Source organism: Duganella vulcania (assembly GCF_009857655.1).
Lineage (GTDB): Bacteria > Pseudomonadota > Gammaproteobacteria > Burkholderiales > Burkholderiaceae_D > Rugamonas > Rugamonas vulcania.
Genome location: NZ_WWCX01000013.1, coordinates 79,813 through 100,311, shown reverse-complemented (window position 1 = coordinate 100,311; position 20,499 = coordinate 79,813). Strand labels below are relative to the sequence as shown.

Here is a 20,499-nt window from a genome sequence, read left to right as displayed (position 1 = left end):
CTTGTTCAATCCATCATTTTACCCGACCTGCCTCAACCCTTGTCCGAATCGGGATTGCATCCGCCTTGAATCAGCCTATGATTTGAGCATACGCAGATCAATGGAGGCGACCATGCTCATCGCTATTTCGCTATCGGAATTCAGGGAACAGGCGCCCGCCATCTACCGGCGCCTGATCGAGTCTGGCGGACCGCTCTACGTGGAGATGGATGGCCGGGCTGTCATGGAAATACGGAAGTTCCAACAGGGCCCCACGATAACGCACGATCCGGTGCGCGGCGTGGTACTGAACGATGGCGACATCGTCTCGCCACTCGAGCCAGACGGATATGAGCCATTCGAATGATCATGCTCGACACGCATGCGTTGATCTGGTGGCGCGACAGCAGTGCCAGACTCTCGCCAAACGCCAGGGCCGCCATAGCGCAAGAGGCGCAAGGCGGAAAAATTGGCATATCTGCTTTCTCGTTCTGGGAAATTGCCTTGCTGGTCGAGCACAATCGGCTACGCCTGCCGCTGGACCTTGCCAGCTGGCTGGCCGCGGTGGAGGCAATCGACCGCATGCGCTTCATTCCGGTCGATAACGAAATCGCCGTGACCTCCGTTCAGCTCCCGCCGGGTCTGCACAAGGATCCGGCGGACCGCATCATCGTTGCCACCGCCATGCTGCTCGATGTGCCCATCGTGACTGCGGACCTGAAGATCCAAGCCTATCCGCACGTGCAAAGCATCTGGTAGCGGCCTACTTCAGCAGCTCGTACGGCCCGCCGCGCTCGAGCGCGCGCTGGAAGGCCGGGCGGCTGTGGATGCGCTTGAGGAAGGCGGTCAGGTTGGGCCGGCTGCCGTCCAGCCCCGCGCGCGCGGCGGCCGCCTCCAGCGGAAAACTCATCTGGATATCGGCCGCGCTGAACTCGGCGCCGGCAAACCACGGCCACTTGTTCAACTCGGCCTCCAGGTAATTCAGGTGCGCGGCGATCTGCGGCTCGATGTAGCCGGCCTTGACCCGCTGCGCGATGCCGCGCGCGATCGGCTTGACGAAGAACGGCGCCGGACTGTTTTCCACCCGGTCGAAGATCAGCTTCATCAGCAGCGGCGCCATCGCCGAGCCTTCCGCGTAGTGCAGGAAATACGTCCAGCGGCGGCGCTCCTCGGTGCCGGCCGGCGGCACCAGCCGGCCGTGGCCGTAGGTCTCGACCAGATACTCGATGATCGCGCCCGACTCCGCCACGACGATGTCGCCGTCGCTGATCACCGGCGACTTGCCCAGCGGGTGGATGGCGCGCAGCTCCGGCGGCGCCAGCATGGTGTGCTTGTCGCGCTCGTAGCGCACGATCTTGTAGTCCAGCTCCAGCTCCTCGAGCAGCCAGAGCACGCGCTGCGAGCGCGAATTGTTCAAATGGTGGACCACGATCATGGCGAGCTTCCCGCGAAAAAGCGGCCGAGCGCCGCAACCCCGCTACTTTAGCATCGTTGGCAACCTTGCGCGCCCCCTCCGCCAGAGAGCGATGGATTCCCGGGAGGAACAGCAGTACACTGCGCCATCAGCCGCCCACCGGAGTGTCCATGAACCTGTTGTCCCCGCGTTACCTCGTCTTCATCGCCGCCATCGTCACGCTGGCCGTGTCGCTGGCACTGGCCGCGCCCTGGTGGATCCCGCTGACGGCGGCCGCGCTGACCGTGGTCGGCATCACCGACCTGTTGCAAACCAAACGCGCGCTGCGCCGCAACTACCCGATCCTGGCGCACTTCCGCTTCTTCTTCGAATCGATCCGCCCCGAGATCCGCCAGTACTTCCTGGAGGACGACACCGTGGCCGAGCCGTTCTCGCGCAACCAGCGCAGCATCGTCTACCAGCGCGCCAAGATGGACACCGACAAGCGCCCCTTCGGCACCCAGCTCGACGTCTACGCCCCCGGCTACGAATGGATCAACCACTCGATCAGCCCCGCGCCCGAGCAGCACCACGACTTCCGCATCGAGATCGGCAACCACCCGGACTGCCCGCGCGCCCAGCCCTATTCGGCCAGCGTGTTCAACATCTCGGCGATGAGCTTTGGCGCGCTGTCGGCCAACGCCATCCTGGCGCTCAACGGCGGCGCCAAGGCCGGCGGCTTCATGCACGACACCGGCGAAGGCAGCATCAGTCCCTACCACCGCCAGAACGGCGGCGACCTGGTGTGGGAGATCGGCTCCGGCTACTTCGGCTGCCGCAACCCCGACGGCACGTTCTCGGAGGCGAACTTCATCGCCAACGCCACCACGCCGCAGGTCAAGATGATCGAGCTGAAGATGTCGCAGGGCGCCAAGCCCGGCCACGGCGGCGTGCTGCCCGGCGCCAAGGTCACGATCGAGATCGCCACCACGCGCGGCGTGGCCATGGGCCAGGACTGCATCTCGCCGTCCAGGCACTCGGCCTTCGACACGCCGCTGGAGATGTTGGCCTTCATAGACCGCCTGCGCACGCTGTCGGGCGGCAAGCCGACCGGCTTCAAGCTGGCCATCGGCCACCCGTGGGAATTTTTCGGCATCGTCAAGGCCATGCTGGCCACCGGCATCACGCCCGACTTCATCGTGGTCGACGGCGGCGAGGGCGGCACCGGCGCCGCGCCGGTCGAGTTCACCGACCATATCGGCACGCCGCTGCAGGAAGCGCTGCTGCTGGTGCACAACACGCTGGTGGGCGCCAACCTGCGCGACAGGATCAAGATCGGCGCCTCGGGCAAGATCATCACCGCCTTCGACATCGCCCGCACGCTCGCGCTGGGCGCGGACTGGTGCAACTCGGCGCGCGGCTTCATGTTTGCGCTGGGCTGCATCCAGTCGCAGAGCTGCCACACCGACCGCTGCCCGACCGGCGTGGCCACCCAGGACCACAACCGCCAGCGCGCGCTGGTGGTGCCGGACAAGACCCGGCGCGTGGCCAACTTCCACGAGAACACTTTGAAGGCGCTGGCCCAGCTGATCGCCGCGGCCGGCCTGACGCACCCGTCGCAGCTGAAGGCGCATCATTTGGTGCGGCGCATCTCGCCCAACCAGGTCAAGCTGGCGTCGGCGCTGCTGCCCTACCTGGAGCCGGGCGAGCTGCTCGACCCGAGCCAGCTGTCACGCCTGCCGCCGGTGTTCGGCCTGTACTGGCCGATGGCGCAGGCGGAGTCGTTCAACCCGGTTTGCTGAGCGGCGGGAGATCAGCGCTGCACGCGCAGCATGATCACGCGCTTGAGGGGCGCGGAGGTGGGTGCGTCGGACGATGCCGATGGCGTGGTTTCGCACGAGCCGCAACTGGCGCAGCCGTCGCCGCAGCTCGATTTCGTGTTAAACAGTTTAGCCAGTTTATTCTGGTCGAAGCCTCGCCGCGACAGCAGGTAGACGATCTGCCTGCGCAAGGCCGCCGGCAAATACTTGGTGCAGAAATGCCCCAGCGCCGCCACCACAATCACCGCCACGATCACTTGCTGCCACATGCTCAGCCTCCGATGAAGAACAGCGAAATACGATACGTCAGGAACGACGCCGTGTACGCCAGCGCGAACATATAACCGGCCATCATCAGCGGGTAGCGGATGCTGTTGGTCTCGCGCCGCACCACGCTCAGCGTCGACATGCACTGCGGCGCGAACACATACCACGCCAGCAGCGACAAGGCGGTCGGCAAGGTCCACGAGCTGGCGATGATCGGCGTCAGCGACTGCGCCAGTTCCTCGCCGCTCTGCGACAGCGCGTACACCGTGCCCAGCGCCCCCACCGCCACCTCGCGCGCGGCCAGGCCCGGCACCAGCGCGATGCAGATCTGCCAGTTGAAGCCGATCGGCGCGAACACATATTCCAGCCCGCGCCCCAGCATGCCGGCCATGCTGTAATAGATGGCCGGATGGGTCGCCCCTTCAGGCGCGCCGGGGAAGGAGCTGAGGAACCACAGCAGCACCATCAAGGTCAGGATGATCGTGCCCACGCGCGACAGGAAGATCTTGCAGCGCTCCCACAGGCCCAGCGCCAGGTTCTGCAGATGCGGCCAGTGATAGGCCGGCAGCTCCAGCATCAGCGGCTGCTTGTGGTTCGAGCCCATGGTGCGCTTCATGAAGTAGGCCACCGCCATCGCCGACGCGATGCCGGCGAAGTACAGCGCGAACAGCACCAGGCCCTGCAGGCTCATGAAACCGCCCACTTCGCGCTCGGGAATGAAGGCCGCGATGATCAGCGCATACACCGGCAAGCGCGCCGAGCACGTCATCAGCGGCGCGATCATGATCGTCACCAGCCGGTCGCGCGGGTTCTGGATGGTGCGCGCCGCCATGATGCCGGGGATCGCGCACGCAAAGCTCGACAGCAGCGGAATGAAGGCGCGCCCCGACAGGCCCACGCCGCCCATCAGCCGGTCCAGCAGGAAGGCCGCGCGCGGCAGGTAGCCGCAGTCCTCCAGGATCAGGATGAAGAAGAACAGGATCAGAATCTGCGGCAGGAACACCAGCACGCTGCCGGCCCCGCCCAGAATCCCCTCCACCAGCAGGCTGCGCAGCAAACCATCCGCCATCGCGCCCTTGAGCAGGCTGCCAACGCTGTCGACACCGGCCTTGATCATATCCATCGGCACATTGGCCCAGCTGAACACCGCCTGGAACACCAGGAACATCAGCACCGCCAGGATCACCGGGCCGAGCACCGGATGCAGCACCACATTATCGATCTTCTCGGTCAGGTTGCCGGTGTCGCGCGCGTCGCTGCTGACCAGCGCCAGGATGCGGCGCACCTCGCGCTGCGTCTCCTCCACGCCGACCGCGTCGATCGCCGACAGCGACGCCGGCTTGACCTCGTGCAGCGGCCACATGCCGTCGAGCGCGCGCAGCAGCGACTTCTCGCCGCCGGCCTGCACCGCCACCGTCTCCACCACCGGCATCTCCAGCTCCTGCGCCAGGCGCGCGGCGTCGATCTCGATGCCGCGCTTCTTGGCCACGTCGACCATGTTCAGCGCCAGGATCATCGGCAGGCCGAGGCGCTTGATCTCCAGCACCAGCCGCAGGTTCAGGCGCAGGTTGGTGGCGTTGACCACGCACACCACCACGTCCGGCGACTGCTCGCCCGCGCGCAGGCCGGCCACCACGTCGCGCGTGATGGCCTCGTCCGGCGTGTGGGCCGACAGGCTGTAGGCGCCCGGCAGGTCCAGCACGCGGAAGGCGCGCCCTTCCGGCGAGGTGAACGCGCCTTCCTTGCGCTCGATGGTCACGCCGGCGTAGTTGGCCACCTTCTGGCGCGCGCCGGTCAGGCGGTTGAACAGCGCGGTCTTGCCGCAATTCGGATTGCCCAGCAGGGCCATCATCGGTGTCCTCGACAGGACCGGCGCCACCGGCGCCGCGATATCAGCTGCACCCATGGCTTATTCCGGCTGGATCGATGGTTGAACCGAAACCAGCGCCGCCTCGAAGCGGCGCAGCGCGAAGGTGGAGTTGCCGACCTTGATCGCCAGCGGCTCGCCGCCCGGCATGCCGCGCTTGAGCATGCGGATTTTTTCGCCCGGCACGAAGCCCAGCTCCATCAGGCGGCGCGCCAGCATGGGGCCGTCGTGCGCCGCGTCGCCGGGGGCGATGTGCACCACGGTGGCGCTGTCGCCGACCGTCAGGGTATCAAGGGTGATCAGGGGAGCTGCATGCGTCATGGCAAAGTCCGTTCAAATCGCCGCCCGGCCAAGGCCGCGGCGGCTTGCCGGCGAACTGCAAGATCGCGTTCTGGCCGGAAATAAGATAGTAGCATTATAAACGGTAATGCGAATTACTTCTATTTGCGCTTGCATCCCGCTCAAACTTGAGGCAGTATACGATTAATGATAATGATTCGCATTAAGTAGCTAACACGCAATCATGTCAGTTCATTCTTTTTGTACAGCCTAGCCAGAAGGTGCATCGATGATTGTATGTGTCTGCAACAACATATCTGATCGTGAAATCCGTCAAGCCGTGGAATTGGGATTGACCTCGATGGAAGAACTGCGCCGCGACCTGGGCGTGTCCACCTGCTGCGGCCAGTGTTTCGCCTGCGCCGAGGAAATCCTGAACGAACACCTGGCGGCCACCGCCCAGATCCAGGAAACCGTCCTGAAGCGCCCGGTTTTCACCAACTAAATTACTCCGATGAACACACTGAGCTATGGCCGCGCGGCGACGCCGGCGGCGGACGACAGCGGCCTGGCCGCCCTCCTCAAGCAACAATGGCAGGCGCGCGGGCGCAAGTTCGCGCCGCTGGCCGCCATCGTCATGGTGCACGCGTTCGGGTTTTACATGTTCCAGTCGGGAATGCTGCGCCAGGTGTCGCACGCCATCCTGCCGCAAGTAGTCAACGTCACCTTTGTCGCGTCGCCGGAGCCGCTCAAGCCGGCCCCGCCGCCGCCCAAGACCGTGCCGGTGGTGCGCCAGGCGCCCGCCTTCATCCCGCCGATTCCGCTGGTGAACGTGGCGCAGACCGAGCCGACCATCACCGTGCCGCAGCCGCAGCCGCGCCCGAGCGAGCCGGCCGCCGTGGCCGCGCCGCCCGCCCCACCGGCACCGGCCCATGTGGCCGCGCCGTCCGCGCCGAAAACCGTGTCCGGCGTCGAATACATCCGCGCGCCGCAGCCGGTCTACCCCAGCATCTCGCGCCGCATGGGCGAGAGCGGCACCGTGATCCTGCGCGTGCTGATCGGCGAAAAAGGCCAGGCCGAGCAAGTGGTGATCCACAAGTCGTCCGGCTCCAGCAACCTCGACGAGGCCGGCCGCCAGGCCGTGCTGCGCGCCCTGTACAAGCCCAACATGGAAGACGGCAAGCCCGTGCCCGTGTACGCGCTGGTGCCGATCAACTTCCAGCTGGGCTGATCCTTCAGACGTCCAGCCTGCCCTCGACCGAGTCGTCGAGCGGCTTGCCGAGCACGGCGCCCAGCAGCATCTTGACGCTGGCCACCGCGCGGCCGTGCCGGGTATCCCAATAGTAGCCGTAGGTCGGCGCGAACTTGATCAAGGTGATGCGCGGATCGTCCTCGCCGCCGGTGAACCAGGTCTTCATCGTAAAGCTCCACAACTCCTTCAGCTTGACCGGATCGCGCAGCACCGTGGCGATGCCCTCCAGGTGCATGTACTCGGCGTTGCCGGCGCCCTGGAAGTACAGCGTGGCCGACGGCTCGGCCGCCAGCTCCAGGTTCTTCAGGCTGTCGCTGGCGCTGACAAACCACAGGTTGCCCAGCGTATCGACCTGCAAGGCGGTCATCGGCCGCGCGTCGCCGGGGCCGCCGTCCACGTCGCTGGTGCAGAAGAAGCAGCCCGGCGAACTGTCGACAAAGTCGCGGATCTTCCTGACGGCGTCCTCGCCGACCAGGTCCTGGTGATGGCTCTCACTGTTCGAGTCCATGACGGTACTCTCCGTTAGCAATGGAACCTCCATCCTACTCCTGACGCCGGCCATCCTCGGTGGGTTGCCTCACACTTCGGCCCACATGCGCAGCAGGTTGTGATAGTGGCCGGTCAGGTCCACCGCGATGGCGTCGTCGCCATGCGCGGCGCGCAGCTTCTGGATGTTCTGGTCCAGCTCGAACAACATGCCCCGCTTGGCATCGTCGCGCACCATGCTCTGGCTCCACAGGAAGGCCGCCACCCGCTCGCCGCGCGTGACTGGCGCCACCCGATGCACGCTGCTGGACGGATAGACGATCAGGTCGCCCGCCGCCAGCTTGACCTCGTGCGTGCCGTAGGCGTCGCTGACGATGAGTTCACCGCCGTCGTATTCCTCCGGCTCGCTGAGGAACAAGGTCGACGACACGTCGGCCCGCATCGCGTTGGCCGTGCCGGGCCGCGTGCGGATGGCGCCGTCGATATGCATGCCGTAATGCTCGCCGCCGGCGTAGCTGTTGAAGTAAGGCGGCAGTATGCGCAGCGGCAGCACCGCCGCGAAGAACAGCGGATGGCTGGCCAGCACCTGCGTGATGAACCCACCCAGCTCCTGCGCCAGCGGCGACAGCTCCGGCAGCTGGCGGTTGCGTTTGACCTGCGTGCTCTGCGCGCCGGCTGTGGCGCGGCCGTCCACCCACTCGGCCTGCGCCAGCCGGTGGCGGAATTCCTGCACCTGCGGCTTGGTCAGCACGGCGGGGATATGCAGCATCATGGGAACATCCTTTCAACTTGGCGATACGGGAATGTTAATTGTTTTCATTTGCGCCAACAATCTCACTCCGCCGATATTGGTACACTTTGCACGCATTGCCCCACGCGAGCACGGCGTTCGTGGCAAAATGTCAGTATTCCACCACCATTTTAGAAAGCATCCCATGAAGGGTGACCCAGAAGTTATTCGCCTGCTGAACGCTCAGCTGACCAACGAACTCACCGCCATCAACCAGTACTTCCTGCACTCGCGCATGTACCGTCACTGGGGTTTCGAGAAGATCGCGAAGAAGGAATACGAAGAATCAATCGGCGAAATGAAGCACGCCGACAAACTGATCGACCGCATCCTGATGCTGGACGGCCTGCCCAACCTGCAAGCCATGCACAAGATCATGATCGGCGAGAACACCGAGGAAATGCTCGGCTGCGACCTGAAGCTGGAAAAGGGCGCGCAGATCACCGTCAAGGAAGGCATCGCCGCCGCAGAGAAGGCCGCCGACTACGTCTCGCGCGACCTGCTGCTGATGATTTTGGAAGACACCGAAGAACACATCGACTGGCTCGAAACGCAGCTGGACCTGATCGGCAAGGTCGGCATCCAGAACTACCTGCAAAGCCAGATGCACGAAGACTAAGCCGTCCTGGCTTCCTCAGCAAGCCGCGGGTTCACAGCCTGCGGCTTTTTTATTTTCACCGCCAGTACCGCCAGCGCGCCGCACAGCATCAGGCCACCGGCCAGGCGGATCACGTTCTCCGGGTTCCCGCCCAGCAGGCTGCGGTAGTACAACGGCAGCGTGAAGATCTGGATGATCATCGGGATCACGATGAACATATTGAAGATGCCCATGTAGACGCCGGTGCGCTCCGGCGGTATGCAACCCGCCAGCATCACATACGGATTGCCCATGATGCTGGCCCACGCCAGCCCGATGCCCACCATCGGCACGAACAGCAGCGCCGGCGTATGGATCATCGGGATCGCCAGCATGCCCACGCCGGCCAGCGCCAGGCAGGCGCTGTGCGTCAGCTTGGGCCCATAACGCCGCGTGAACGGCACCAGCGCCAGCGCGCCCACGAATGCGATGAAGTTGTAGAACGCCCCGACCTGCCCCGCCAGCAGGCCGGCGTCGCGGAAGCCCTGCGAGGCCTGGTCGGTGGTGCCGTAGATGGTGGTCGACAGCGACAGCATGATGTACTGCCAATAGCAGAACATCGCATACCACTGGAACAGCTTGACCCAGGCCAGCTGCTTCATCGTCGGCGGCATCTCGCGCACCGCGCTGGCGATGTCGCCCAGCGTGTGGCGCCAGCCGGCCGGCCGCGCGCGGATCTGCGCCAGCTCCTCGCCGCTGAGCGGATGCTCGGGCGTGGTCTTCAGCGTCCACAGCACCGAGGAAATCGAGAACACCGCGCCGATCAAAAAGGCCACGATGACGATGTGCGGAATATGGCTGCCGTTGACGGCGTCCTTGTTCATCCCCATCCACACCAGCAGCGACGGCGTCAGGTAGGCCAGCGTCTGACCCAGGCCCGTGAAGGCGCTCTGCGTCAGGAAGCCGACCGAATGCTGCGCCGGATCGAGCTTGTCGCTGACGAAGGCGCGGTACGGCTCCATCGTCACATTGTTGGCCGCGTCCAGTATCCACAGCAGGCTGGCCGCCATCCACAGCGTGGGGCTGAACGGCATCGCCAGCAGGCCAAGGCTGCACAGGATGGCGCCGATCAGGAAGTACGGCGTGCGCCGTCCCCAGCGCGTGACCGTGCGGTCGCTCATCGCGCCAATCAGCGGCTGCACCAGCAGGCCGGTCATCGGCCCGGCCAGCCACAGGTAGGGCAGGCTGGCCTCGTCCGCGCCCAGGTATTTGTAGATGGGGCTCATGCTGCTCTGCTGCAGGCCGAAACTGAACTGGATGCCAAAGAAGCCGATGTTCATGTTCACGATCTGCCAGAACGACAGCCGCGGCTTCATGCGACGGCTCCGGGCATGACCGCGTCGCCGCGCCAGGCCGCGATCCACGGCCGGTAGAACGCGATATCGGCCGGCACCGCGCCGGAGATGCCGCAGATGGCGCCGGCGAAGGCGTTGGCGCGCGCCAGCGTCAGGCTGAGCGGCCACCCCTGCGACTGCCCGAACAGGAACACGGCGGAGAAGGCGTCGCCCGCGCCCACCGTGTCGACGATGCGCACCGGCGCGTGGCAGTCCTGGTTGGCGATGACCGCGCCGTCGGCGCCGAAGTACAGCGCACCGCGCTCGCCCAGCGTGACGATCAATCCCTTCAGCGTGAAGATGCGCATCAGCGCCTGGCAGGCGTCCACCATCTCGGCGCTGTCGATGGCCTTGGTGCCTGGCTTGGTGTGGGTGTACCAGCTGAACAAATCCTTCAGCTCATCCTCGTTGACCTTGACGATGTCCGCCAGGTGCAGCGACTCGAAGGCGCAGCGCTCGGTCACCTGGCCGTCGCGCACATTCAGGTCCAGGTAGCGCTGGACGTTGAACGCGGCCGATGCGTCAAGCATCGCCCGCAGCGCCGCGCGAGAGCGCTCGTGCCGCTGCGCCATGGTGCCGAAGTAGATCGTGCCCGGCGCGGCCTGTGCCAGCGCCGTCAGCGCCGGCGCGGTTTCCACGTAATCGTAGGCCTGGTCGGGCAGGATGATGAAGCGGTGGCCTTCCGCGTTACGCTCGACCACCACGCGGCCGGTGGCCTCCTGCGGATCGAGTTGCAGGCCCGCCTCGCTCATGTCGAAGCGTTCGAACTCGTTGCGCACCAGGGCGCCGTTCTTGTCCGTGCCGATGCGGGTGACCATCAGCGTCGCCACGCCGAAGGCGGCCAGATTGCGCGCGACGTTGAACGGAGCACCGCCGACAACCTGCTCGGTGATGAAATCGTCGACCAGCGCTTCGCCGAATACGGCGATGGTTTGTTGGGTCATGCTTGTCTCCACGCCCTGTTTGGGCGATTCTATATTATTCGCGTTCCAGCCAGTACATCGCGTACGGTTCCAGCACCAGCGTGCCACCCACCGCCAGCTCCGCCACGCAATCGCGCCACGCGCCTTGCAGCGCATAGCTTTGCGGCTGGCCGGAGAAGTTCATCAGCGTCAGGAAACGCTCGCCGCGCGCCAGCGCCAGCATGCCTTCCGGCGCATCGGCCAGCAGCGTGCGGGGCGCGTTGGCCGCCAGCGCATCATGCCGCCGGCGGATACGCACCAGCCTTGCCAGCGCCTGGTGCATCATGCCTGGCAAGGTGGAGACATCGTAGCGGTGCTTCCAGCGCTGCTGGTCGAACACCGGCCGTTGCAGCCAGCGGCTGTCCATCGCGTGCTGCGGGCGTTGCAGGTAGCTGTAGTCGTTCTCCATCGCCAGCTCGTCGCCCATGTACAACACCGGCAGCGCGCCGAAGCTCAGGGCCAGGCCGTGCAGCAGCAGCATGCGGCGCAATGCCAGCGCGCGTTCCTCGTCGGTGCTGGCAGACTGCAAGCCGGTCAGCGATGCGGCCATGCCGTTGCTGCCGTGCGCCGCGTTCGGATCCGTGCTCTGGAATGCCGCGCCGATGGCGTAGCTGCCCTCCGCACCGCTGAAGAAGCGTGCCACGCGCGCCAGCCGCGCCGCACTGTCGCTGCCGTCGGCCGAGGCCTCGGCGCGCAGCACGTTCCAGCCGATGTCGTCGTGGCAGCGCACATAACTAAGCCACGTCGCGGCGGCCGGCAGCGCCGGTGTGTTGCGTATCACTTCGCGCAGCACGCTGGTGCCCTGCTCAGCCAGCGCCACCCAGCCGGCCGCCATCAGGCTGCTGTGATAGGCGATGTGGCACTCGGGTGCAGCCGCACTGCCCAGGTATGCCGGCAGCTCGCGCGTCGGCACGATGGCCTCGGCCTTCAGCAACAGGCCCGGCGCGACGATATCGACAATCGCCCGCAAGGCTTGCAGCAGCTGGTGCGCCTCCGGCTGGTTCATGCTGTTGGTGCCCTCGCGCTTCCACAGGAAGGCGGTGGAATCGAGCCGGAACACTTCGATGCCGCGATTGGCCAGCCGCAGCATCGCGGCGGCCATCTCGGCGAACACCGCCGGGTTGGCGTAGTTCAGGTCCCATTGATACGGGTAGAACGTGGTCCACACCCAGCCGCCCATCGCCTCCACATGCGTGAAATTGCCCGGCGCTACCTGCGGAAACACCTGGCCCAGCGTGCGCTCGTGGCGGTCCGGCATGTCGCGGTCGGGGAACACATGGAACATCGCCCGCGCCGCCGCGTCGCCGGCCTTGGCCGCCTGCGCCCAGGCGTGATCGTCGGCCACGTGGTTCAGGATGAAGTCCGAACACAGGCTGATGCCGGCCGCGCGCAGCTGCGTGGTCAATGCATCCAGGTCGGCGTTGCTGCCCAGCGCGGGATCGACCTCGTCGAAACTGGAGACGGCGAAACCGCCGTCGTTCTCGCCCGCGCGCGGACGCAGGAACGGCAGCAGGTGCAGATAGCTGACGCCCAGTTCCCGCAGATAAGGGATCCGCGCCGCCACGCCGTTCAAGTCGCCGCCGAAGTTCTGCACGTAGGCGCAGTAACCCAGCATGCGCTGGCTGAGGAACCACTCCGGCTGCGCGGCGCGTTGCGCGTCAAGCGCCCGCAGCTCCGGCGGCCGCGCCGAATACAGCGCGCCCAGCGACTCCATCAGCTTACCCAGCCATGCATCGAAATCCGCGCGCTCGCCATACAGGCCGGCCAGCAGCCGGCGCAGCACCGGCTCCGCCGCCACCAGCCGTTGCGCAGCCTGCGGGCGCAGGTCGTCGGGCAGGACCGCCAGCAGGCGGTCCGACATTACTTTAGAAGGCATAGGACAGGCTGACTTTCGCGGCACGGCCGGTGATGGAACGGGCGGCATGGCCGTCGCCTTCGACTTCGGTGTAGCCGATCTTGTTGAACAGGTTATTCACGCTCAGCGACAACGTGGCTTTCTCGGTCACGCGGTAGTTGACGAAGGCGTTCACCACCTCATACGCCGGCAGCACGATGGTGTGCGCATCGTCGCCCCACGACTTGCCGGTGCCGATCAAGCTGGCGCCAACGGTGGCCTGGCCGAAGGTGTAGGTCGGAGCGATCTGGTACACCACCTTGGCCTGGCGGCGCGGCGTGTTGCCGATCACCGCCACATCGCCGGGCGCGGTGCCGGTGATCTTGGCATCGGTGTAGGTCATGCCGCCGGTGACGCGGAAGTCGCCCAGCGCATACGCGCCTTCCAGCTCCACGCCCTTGGCGTCATACTTGTTGGAGGTGCTGCGCTGCGTGGTCGCCTCGTAGTTGCTCTCGTCGGTCTTGGCCTGGAACAGCGTCACGAAGGTGCTCACGCCACCACTGCGCCACTTCACGCCGCCCTCGATCTGCTTGACGGTGTTGATGTTGATCGGCGCGCTGCCGTCCAGCGGAGTACCGAACAGGATGCGGTCCGCGTTGAAGGCCACGCCGTCGCTCACACGTGCAAACGCCGCCAGGCTGCTGGTGATGCGGTAGTTGCCGCCGACCGAGTACGAGTTGTGGTTGATCTTGTAGTCCACCAGCTGCTGCGTGGCCGGATCGTAGCGCAATGCGCCGCCGCTCATGGTCGCGATGTTGGCCGTGCCGCTGGCGCGCTGGCGGTCCTGGCGCACACTGGCGTCGATGTTCAGAGGACCGGTTTCATAGCCCACGTTCAGGTAAGGCGAAGTCAGTTTGTATTCCATGTCGACCGCGCGCGAGCAGCAGCCGCCGAAGGCCGGACCGACCAGGCCAGGCGTGGCGCTGGAAGTCTGCAGCAGCGCGGGCTTGTCGCCGCTGGCCTGCATCAGGTACTCGTTGAAGTTCCAGGTCAGCGCCAGCTTCTGCGTCGACAGATACAGGCCGGCGGTGGTGGTCAGCTTGGAGCCGTCGGCCAGCTTGAAGGTCTTGGCCAGCTTGGTGTCGTTGAGCGTGTTGCCCGCGTCATCGATCGAGGTGTTGAACACCACGGCGGAGAAGGCGCGGCCATTGTAGGCCTGGCCCTTGCTCGGACCCGTCGCGAACACATAGCTGCCAACCTTGCCGTTGTTGCCGGCGAAGACGCCGGTGAAGCGCCCGCTGTTGCTGGAGGTGCGGAACTTGTCGCTCAGGTTCCAGCCGTCACCCAGGTCGAACGAGCCTTCCAGGCCGATGGTGTCGCTCTTCACTTTCAGGCCGTCGTTGACGTTGGTCGACACCGGCGTGTTGTTCTTGCCCAGCGTGACATCGCGCACCCAGTACGGCGAGTAGAACGTCACCTTGCGCGGATCGATGCCGGGGATTTCCTGGATCTGCTGGTTCACCACCTGCACCGGCACCGGCAGCGCGGTCGGCGATTTGTCGTCCACGTGTTTGAACGACACGCGGATAAAGCCATTGTCCAGGTCATGCGTCAGATTGCCGCGAATCTGGCCGCCGTCCTCGGTGCTCATGCCGGTATTGCGCACGCCTTCGCCCGTGCGGTAGTTCCCGCCGATGAAGAAGCGCGTCTTGTCCGAGATCGGCGCGCCGTAGTCGAAGTCCAGGCGGGTTTCATCGTAGCCCAGGCCATGGCTGATGCCCACATGGCCGCCCTTCTCCTCGCCGGTCTTGGTGATGAAGTTGATGATGCCGCCCGGCGCGTTGGTCGCCAGCGTGGAGGCCGAACCGCCGCGCACCACTTCCAGGTGGTCCAGCGTGCCGTCGATCTTGACGAAGCTGTCCGGCGTGATGAAGTTGAAGTCACCCGATTGCAGCACCGGCAGGCCGTCTTCCTGGATCTGCACATAGCGCGCGCCGCCGGCCGAAATCGGCACGCCGCGCACGGTGATGTTGGCGTTGCCCTCGCCGCCCGACGATTCCGAGCGCACGCCCGGCACCGAGCGCAGCACCTCGGCGGCGCTTAATGGCGCGCTGTTCTTGATGGTGTCGCCTTCCAGGGTACTGATCGACACGCTGGTCTTCATCTTGGTGGAACCGCCGGAGGTGCCGGTGACGACCACGCGCTCCATGTTCAGGCCATCGGCCGGGGCGGCCGGTGCGGCCTGCTGCGCCGAGGCGCTACCCATGTGCAGGACAGCCGTTGCAACAGCGGCAGCGATGCCGCCCATTTTGAATGTGCGTTGTTCCATTGTCGTCTCCAGATATTGTCGTTTTGATCTGCCATTAAATTGAGCAGGTACGCCATTATTTCTCGGTTTTCGATTTAATGCAATCGATTGCATAACCCTGCAAAAAAAATATTTGCAGCCCTCATTGTAAGGTTCATGCAATCGGTTGCATAAATCAGACAGAACTGTTGCGGACGATCAATTGGGTAGGGATTTGCAGCGAAGGCGCCGGACGGCCGTCGACCAGCTCCAGCAGCTGGGACACCAGCGCCCGGCCGGCCTCGCGTATAGGTTGCTGCACGGTGGTCAGCGGAGGATGGAAGTAGCCGGCCAGCTCGATATCGTCGTAGCCGACCACGGCGACCTGGCGCGGCACATCGTAGCCGAGCTGGCGCAGCGTGTTAATCGAGGTCATGGCCATCAGGTCGCTGCCGGCGAAGACCGCGTCGAACGGCACGCCGCGGCGCAGCAGTTCCTGCACCGCCTCCCTGCCGCCCTCCGGCAGGAAGGACACCGACACCTGCAGCGCCGGATCGACCTGCATGCCGGCCTTGCGCAGCGCGCGGCACTGGCCCTCGTAACGCTGGCCCACCTCGGGCAGGTTGATGTCGCCGAAGAAGGCGATATGCTTGCGGCCCTGCGCGATCAGGTGCGCGGCCGCCAGCTCGCCGCCGGTGACGTTGTCGCCGCCGACGGTGCAGTACAGCTGCTGCGGCAATTGCGCGCCCCACACCACGATCGGCACATGGCGCGCGGCCAGCTGGTTAAGTTGTTCATGGTGGCGCCACTGGCCGATCAGGATGATGCCGATCACGCGGCCCGTGTCGAACGGCGCGGCCGCCGCGTCCAGCTCCTCGGCGTCCACGCGCGAGACCAGCATGTCGAAACCCAGCTCGGTGAGCGCGTCGGCCAGGCTGCCCAACATCGACAGGAAGAAGGGATCGGACAGGTGCTGGCGCGTGGCCGAGTCGTACGGGATCACCACGCCGACGGTGCGGTTCTGCTTCATGCGCAGGTTCTGCGCACCGATGTTGATGGTGTACTTGAGCGAGCGCGCCAGCTCCATGATGCGCACCCGCGTCTCTTCGCTCACCAGCTTGCTGCCGGCCAGCGCGCGCGACACGGTCGATGTCGACACGCCGGCCAACCGCGCGATGTCGGCCATCTGCAGGCGCCGCTGCTGGGCGGAGCTGTCCGCGTCGGGCGGCGTGGTCTTGGGCATGACTTAGCGCGGGACCGTGTCCTTGAACGACTGGCGTTCGGATAGCTTGTCGAGCAGGCGGGCCAGGTTGGGATGGTCGTCGCGCCAGGTGATTTCCGGGAAGCGGAACGACAGCCACGCCAGCGTGCAGCCGACCGCCACGTCGGCCAGCGAGTAATGGATGCCGGCGCAATACGGCGACTCGCCCAGCTTGTCCGACAGCGAGGCCAGGCCCAGCTGCACCTTGCGCATCTGGCGCGCCATCCACGCCTCGCTCTGCTGCTCAGGCGGACGGTGGATGCGCTCCAGGCGCACGGTGACGGCGGCGTCCAGGATGCCGTCGGCCAGCGCTTCCCAGCACTTGACGTCCGCGCGGTCGCGGCCGTTCGGCGGCAGCAGCTTGCAAACCGGCGTCAGCGTATCGAGATACTCGACCATGACGCGCGAGTCGATCAGGACGTCGCCATCCTCCATCACCAGGCTGGGCACTTTACCCAGTGGATTCAGCTTGTCGATGGTGGTGTCCGCGGCCCACACATCTTCCAATTCGAACTGGTAATCCAGCTTTTTTTCCGCCAGGACGACACGAACTTTGCGGACATAAGGACTGGCGAGGGAACCGATGAGTTTCATAGAGGCTTAGAGTGGAAGATCAGACAACAGTATAACATCGCCGGCCAATGGTAAAATCTACCTTTGCGCAATTTTAACCCTGCCTCCTTCCCATCATGACCACTACTCCTTACTCCACGCTGTCGGCGCTGTCGCCGCTGGACGGCCGCTACGCCGGTAAAACCGACCTGCTGCGTCCCATCCTGTCCGAATCGGGCTTCATGCACCACCGCGTCAAAGTAGAAATCTCCTGGCTGCAAGCGTTGTCGCTGGCCGGTTTCGCTGAAATCAAGCCGTTCTCGGCCGCGGGCACCGCCCTGCTGGACAAGATCGCCAACGAGTTCACCGAACAGGACGCCGCCCGCATCAAGGAAATCGAAGCCGTCACCAACCACGACGTCAAGGCCGTGGAGTACTGGTTGAAGGAGCAGGTCAAGGACGTGCCGGAACTGGTGGCCGCGTCGGAGTTCATCCACTTCGCCTGCACCTCGGAAGACATCAACAACACCTCGCACGGCATGATGCTCAAGGCCGCCCGCGACAGCGTCATGCTGCCGTCGCTGACCAAGGTCATCGCCCGCCTGAAGGAAATCGCCATCGACAACGCCGACGTGCCGATGCTCTCGCGCACCCACGGCCAGACCGCCAGCCCGACCACCCTGGGCAAGGAAATGGCCAACGTCGTGGCCCGCCTGCAGCGCGCCATCAAGCGCATCGAACAGGTTGAAATCCTGGGCAAGATGAACGGCGCGGTCGGCAACTACAACGCCCACCTGTCGGCCTACCCATCGTTCGACTGGGCTTCGTTCTCCAAGAACGTGATTGAACAGCGCCTGGGCCTGGTGTTCAACCCGTACACCATCCAGATCGAACCGCACGACTACATGGCCGAACTGTTCGACGCCTTCGCCCGCGCCAACACCATCCTGCTGGACCTGAACCGCGACATCTGGAGCTACGTCTCGCTGGGCTACTTCAAGCAGAAGACCAAAGCCGGCGAGATCGGCTCGTCGACCATGCCGCACAAGGTCAACCCGATCGACTTCGAAAACTCCGAGGGCAACCTGGGCCTGGCCAACGCCGTGCTCAAGCACCTGTCGGAGAAGCTGCCAGTCTCGCGCATGCAGCGCGACCTGACCGATTCGACCGTGCTGCGCAACATCGGCGTCGGCCTGGGCTACACGCTGCTGGCCTACGACAGCTGCCTGCGCGGCCTGAACAAGCTGGAAGTGAACCACGCCCGCCTGGCGGCCGACCTGGACGCCAACTGGGAAGTGCTGGCCGAGCCGGTGCAAACCGTGATGCGCCGCTACGGCATCGAGAACCCGTACGAGCAGCTGAAAGAGCTGACGCGCGGCAAAGGCATCTCGAAGGACGCGCTGCGCGACTTCATCACCGGCCTGGCGATTCCGCAGGACGCCAAGGACCTGCTGCTGGCCATGACCCCGGCCAACTACATCGGCATCGCGACGTCTCTGGCAAAAGCCATCTAAGCAATCCCGTCAAACTGTTTTACACTAGCCCCCGCCGACAATTGTCCCGGGGGCTTTTTTTCGCCTGTCCAGCACGCATTGCATTTCTTTGGTATATTAGTCCTAACACGTACTATTTTTCTGGAGCTAACGCTTATGCAACGCTATACCAAAACGGCCATATTGCTGCACTGGCTGACCGCCCTGCTGATCATCGCCGCCTTCTTCCTCGGCCTGACCATGGTGGACATCCACGGCATCACGCCCACCAAGCTCAAGTACTACTCCTGGCACAAATGGCTGGGCGTGACGGTGCTGGGCGTGGCCGCCATCCGCCTGCTGTGGCGCAAGGCCAATACTCCGCCGCCGCCGCTGGCCAGCATCCCGGCTTGGCAGCACAAGGTGGCGGACGGCATGCACTACCTGCTGTACTTCTTCATCTTCGCGGTGCCGGTCTCCGGCTACCTGTACACGTACGCGGCTGGCGTGCCGGTGGTGTACCTGGGCCTGTTCCAGCTGCCGGCCCTCATCGAGCCGAACGCCGAGCTTAAGCCGATCTTAAAAACCGTTCACTATGTTCTGACCATGACGATGGCCGCCGCCGTCGTGGCGCACGCGCTTGCCGCGTTCAAGCATCACTTCATCGACCGCGACGCCACGCTCAAACGCATGCTGCCGTAACCCCCACCCACATCACCGGAGCCCCTATGAAAACCATGAAAAAACTCGCCCTCGTCTCGATGATGGGTATCGCCCTGGCCGCCAGCGCCGCCGCGCTGAAGACCGATCCGTCCAAGTCCACCGTATCGGCCGTGTTCAAGCAGATGAACGTGCCGGTCGAATCCAAGTTCAAGAAATACACCGTCGCCATCGACTACGACGCGGCCAAGCCGGACGCCTCCAAGGCCACCGTTGAAGTCGAGACGGCCAGCCTGGACGTGGGCGACGCCGACATGAACAAGGAAGTGGCGAAGAAGGAATGGTTCAACTCGGCCCAGTTCCCGAAAGCGACCTTCGTCTCGACCGCGATCAAGAGCGCCGGCGCGGGCAAGCTCAACGTCACAGGCAAGCTGACCATCAAAGGCAAGACCGCCGACATCAGCTTCCCGCTGACGGTCAAGGCGGACGGCGGCAAGCAAGTGTTTGAAGGCGCGCTGCCGATCAAACGCCTGGCCTACAACATCGGCGAAGGCGAATGGAAAGACACCGGCATGGTGGCCGATGAAGTGACCATCAAGTTCCACGTCGTCGCGCAATAATTTTTACACCGGAGACCGTTAGATGAAACTGCAAATCCTGATCGCCACCCTGCTGGCCGCCTCGGCCACGTCCGCCATCGCCGCCACCTACAACATCGACCCGACGCACACCTACCCGAGCTTCGAGGCCGACCACATGGGCCTGTCGGTCTGGCGCGGCAAGTTCGACAAGACCAGCGGCACCGTGACGATGGACCGCGCCGCCAAGACCGGCGCGCTGGACATCGCCATCGCCGCCGACTCGATCGACTTCGGCATGGAGAAGATGAACAGCCACGCCAAGACGGCCGACATGTTCAACGTCGAGAAATTCCCGACCATCACCTACAAGAGCAAGTCGTTCAAGTTCGAGGGTGACAAGCTGGTCGGCGTGGATGGCGAGCTGACGCTGCTGGGCGTGACCAAGCCGGTGGCGCTGAAGGTGGACAAGTTCAACTGCATCATGCACCCGCGCTACAAGCGAGAAGTGTGCGGCGCCAACGCCGTGGCCGAGTTCAAGCGCACCGATTTCGGCCTGAACTACGGCACCCCGGCCTTCGCCCCGGAAGTCAAACTGGCGATCCAGATCGAAGCCATCAAGGCCGATTAACTTTCGTAAACTTTGGGGTCAAGTCTGACATTCGGACACAAGCTCGGCCGTAGCATTGTCGCTACGGCAGAGCTCGTGTCCGAATGTCAGACTTGACCCCAATTTTTTGAGCGCATTTTTTATTGCTATACTCCCGTCGTTGTTCCCTTTACCACCAC

At 64.6% G+C, this 20,499-nt stretch carries 22 protein-coding genes; 10 read left to right on the top strand and 12 right to left on the bottom strand.

Annotated features, from left to right (window positions below):
- The first annotated feature begins 112 nt into the window (after window positions 1-112).
- Together GTP90_RS11095 and GTP90_RS11090 are read left to right on the top strand one after the other, a co-directional pair.
- The gene (locus GTP90_RS11095; protein WP_161083580.1) at window positions 113-346 is read left to right on the top strand and encodes a hypothetical protein; all 234 of its coding nucleotides are present in this window, start codon (window positions 113-115) and stop codon (window positions 344-346) included.
- Window positions 343-738, top strand: coding sequence for a type II toxin-antitoxin system VapC family toxin (locus GTP90_RS11090; RefSeq protein WP_161083579.1), 396 nt, complete (start codon window positions 343-345; stop codon window positions 736-738). Before GTP90_RS11095 ends, GTP90_RS11090 begins: the two co-directional genes overlap by 4 nt.
- A 4-nt stretch (window positions 739-742) precedes the next feature.
- On the opposite strand, the gene GTP90_RS11085 is transcribed toward GTP90_RS11090, so the two are convergent.
- Window positions 743-1,414: a glutathione S-transferase gene (locus GTP90_RS11085; protein WP_161083578.1), complete on the bottom strand. Its 672-nt coding sequence runs from the start codon at window positions 1,412-1,414 to the stop codon at window positions 743-745.
- A gap of 149 nt (window positions 1,415-1,563) precedes the next feature.
- Here GTP90_RS11085 and GTP90_RS11080 point away from each other — a divergent pair, with 149 nt between their 5' ends.
- Window positions 1,564-3,174 carry an FMN-binding glutamate synthase family protein gene (locus tag GTP90_RS11080; RefSeq protein WP_161083577.1) on the top strand — a complete coding sequence of 537 codons (1,611 nt, stop codon included), beginning with the start codon at window positions 1,564-1,566 and terminating at the stop codon, window positions 3,172-3,174.
- Window positions 3,175-3,185: 11 nt separating this feature from the next.
- Here the strand turns inward: GTP90_RS11080 and GTP90_RS11075 are convergent, their stop codons facing one another.
- From GTP90_RS11075 to GTP90_RS11065, 3 genes are read right to left on the bottom strand one after another with little or no spacing between them, the layout of a single operon-like run.
- A complete protein-coding gene (locus tag GTP90_RS11075; protein ID WP_161083576.1) occupies window positions 3,186-3,461 on the bottom strand; it encodes a DUF6587 family protein in 276 nt (91 codons plus the stop codon).
- 2 nt (window positions 3,462-3,463) lie between these two features.
- Entirely contained in the window at window positions 3,464-5,365 is a 1,902-nt protein-coding gene (gene feoB, locus GTP90_RS11070) for a ferrous iron transporter B (RefSeq protein ID WP_161083575.1), read from the bottom strand.
- Window positions 5,366-5,368: 3 nt separating this feature from the next.
- On the bottom strand, window positions 5,369-5,647 hold the full coding sequence (locus GTP90_RS11065; RefSeq protein WP_161083574.1) for a FeoA family protein: 279 nt from the start codon (window positions 5,645-5,647) through the stop codon (window positions 5,369-5,371).
- Window positions 5,648-5,894: 247 nt separating this feature from the next.
- Between GTP90_RS11065 and GTP90_RS11060 the strand changes: the two genes are divergently transcribed.
- Window positions 5,895-6,110: a (2Fe-2S)-binding protein gene (locus GTP90_RS11060; protein ID WP_161083573.1), complete on the top strand. Its 216-nt coding sequence runs from the start codon at window positions 5,895-5,897 to the stop codon at window positions 6,108-6,110.
- Between the two features lie 9 nt (window positions 6,111-6,119).
- Window positions 6,120-6,836, top strand: coding sequence for an energy transducer TonB (locus GTP90_RS11055; RefSeq protein ID WP_161083572.1), 717 nt, complete (start codon window positions 6,120-6,122; stop codon window positions 6,834-6,836).
- 4 nt (window positions 6,837-6,840) lie between these two features.
- Here GTP90_RS11055 and GTP90_RS11050 read toward each other — a convergent pair whose 3' ends face one another.
- Together GTP90_RS11050 and GTP90_RS11045 are read right to left on the bottom strand one after the other, a co-directional pair.
- Complete coding sequence (locus GTP90_RS11050) at window positions 6,841-7,365, bottom strand: pyridoxamine 5'-phosphate oxidase family protein (protein ID WP_161083571.1); 525 nt, start codon at window positions 7,363-7,365, stop codon at window positions 6,841-6,843.
- Window positions 7,366-7,434: 69 nt separating this feature from the next.
- A complete protein-coding gene (locus GTP90_RS11045; RefSeq protein WP_161083570.1) occupies window positions 7,435-8,115 on the bottom strand; it encodes a Fe2+-dependent dioxygenase in 681 nt (226 codons plus the stop codon).
- A 163-nt stretch (window positions 8,116-8,278) separates the two neighbouring features.
- Between GTP90_RS11045 and bfr the strand changes: the two genes are divergently transcribed.
- A complete protein-coding gene (bfr, locus tag GTP90_RS11040; protein WP_161083569.1) occupies window positions 8,279-8,752 on the top strand; it encodes a bacterioferritin in 474 nt (157 codons plus the stop codon).
- Here bfr and GTP90_RS11035 read toward each other — a convergent pair.
- The 6 genes from GTP90_RS11035 to GTP90_RS11010 all read right to left on the bottom strand — a co-directional run bounded on the left by GTP90_RS11035 (window position 8,749) and on the right by GTP90_RS11010 (window position 17,042).
- Complete coding sequence (locus tag GTP90_RS11035) at window positions 8,749-10,086, bottom strand: MFS transporter (RefSeq protein WP_161083568.1); 1,338 nt, start codon at window positions 10,084-10,086, stop codon at window positions 8,749-8,751. The genes bfr and GTP90_RS11035 overlap by 4 nt on opposite strands.
- On the bottom strand, window positions 10,083-11,048 hold the full coding sequence (locus tag GTP90_RS11030) for a PfkB family carbohydrate kinase (RefSeq protein ID WP_161083567.1): 966 nt from the start codon (window positions 11,046-11,048) through the stop codon (window positions 10,083-10,085). Before GTP90_RS11030 ends, GTP90_RS11035 begins: the two co-directional genes overlap by 4 nt.
- A 34-nt stretch (window positions 11,049-11,082) precedes the next feature.
- Window positions 11,083-12,942, bottom strand: a complete 1,860-nt coding sequence (locus GTP90_RS11025) for an amylosucrase (RefSeq protein ID WP_161083566.1) — start codon at window positions 12,940-12,942, stop codon at window positions 11,083-11,085.
- Window positions 12,932-15,229, bottom strand: coding sequence for a TonB-dependent receptor (locus GTP90_RS11020; RefSeq protein ID WP_161083565.1), 2,298 nt, complete (start codon window positions 15,227-15,229; stop codon window positions 12,932-12,934). Before GTP90_RS11020 ends, GTP90_RS11025 begins: the two co-directional genes overlap by 11 nt.
- 154 nt (window positions 15,230-15,383) lie before the next feature.
- Window positions 15,384-16,430 carry a LacI family DNA-binding transcriptional regulator gene (locus GTP90_RS11015; protein ID WP_161083564.1) on the bottom strand — a complete coding sequence of 349 codons (1,047 nt, stop codon included), beginning with the start codon at window positions 16,428-16,430 and terminating at the stop codon, window positions 15,384-15,386.
- A 3-nt stretch (window positions 16,431-16,433) separates the two neighbouring features.
- Window positions 16,434-17,042, bottom strand: a complete 609-nt coding sequence (locus tag GTP90_RS11010; RefSeq protein WP_161083563.1) for a glutathione S-transferase N-terminal domain-containing protein — start codon at window positions 17,040-17,042, stop codon at window positions 16,434-16,436.
- 95 nt (window positions 17,043-17,137) lie between these two features.
- On the opposite strand from GTP90_RS11010, the gene purB reads away from it, so the two are divergent.
- From purB to GTP90_RS10990, 4 genes are all read left to right on the top strand, one after another.
- Window positions 17,138-18,514 (top strand): adenylosuccinate lyase, encoded by a 1,377-nt coding sequence (gene purB / locus GTP90_RS11005; protein WP_161083562.1) that lies wholly within the window; start codon window positions 17,138-17,140, stop codon window positions 18,512-18,514.
- 135 nt (window positions 18,515-18,649) lie between these two features.
- Entirely contained in the window at window positions 18,650-19,174 is a 525-nt protein-coding gene (locus GTP90_RS11000) for a cytochrome b (RefSeq protein WP_161083561.1), read from the top strand.
- A 26-nt stretch (window positions 19,175-19,200) separates the two neighbouring features.
- A complete protein-coding gene (locus tag GTP90_RS10995) occupies window positions 19,201-19,752 on the top strand; it encodes a YceI family protein (protein WP_117014159.1) in 552 nt (183 codons plus the stop codon).
- A gap of 22 nt (window positions 19,753-19,774) precedes the next feature.
- Window positions 19,775-20,341, top strand: a complete 567-nt coding sequence (locus GTP90_RS10990; protein ID WP_161083560.1) for a YceI family protein — start codon at window positions 19,775-19,777, stop codon at window positions 20,339-20,341.
- Window positions 20,342-20,499 lie beyond the last annotated feature (158 nt).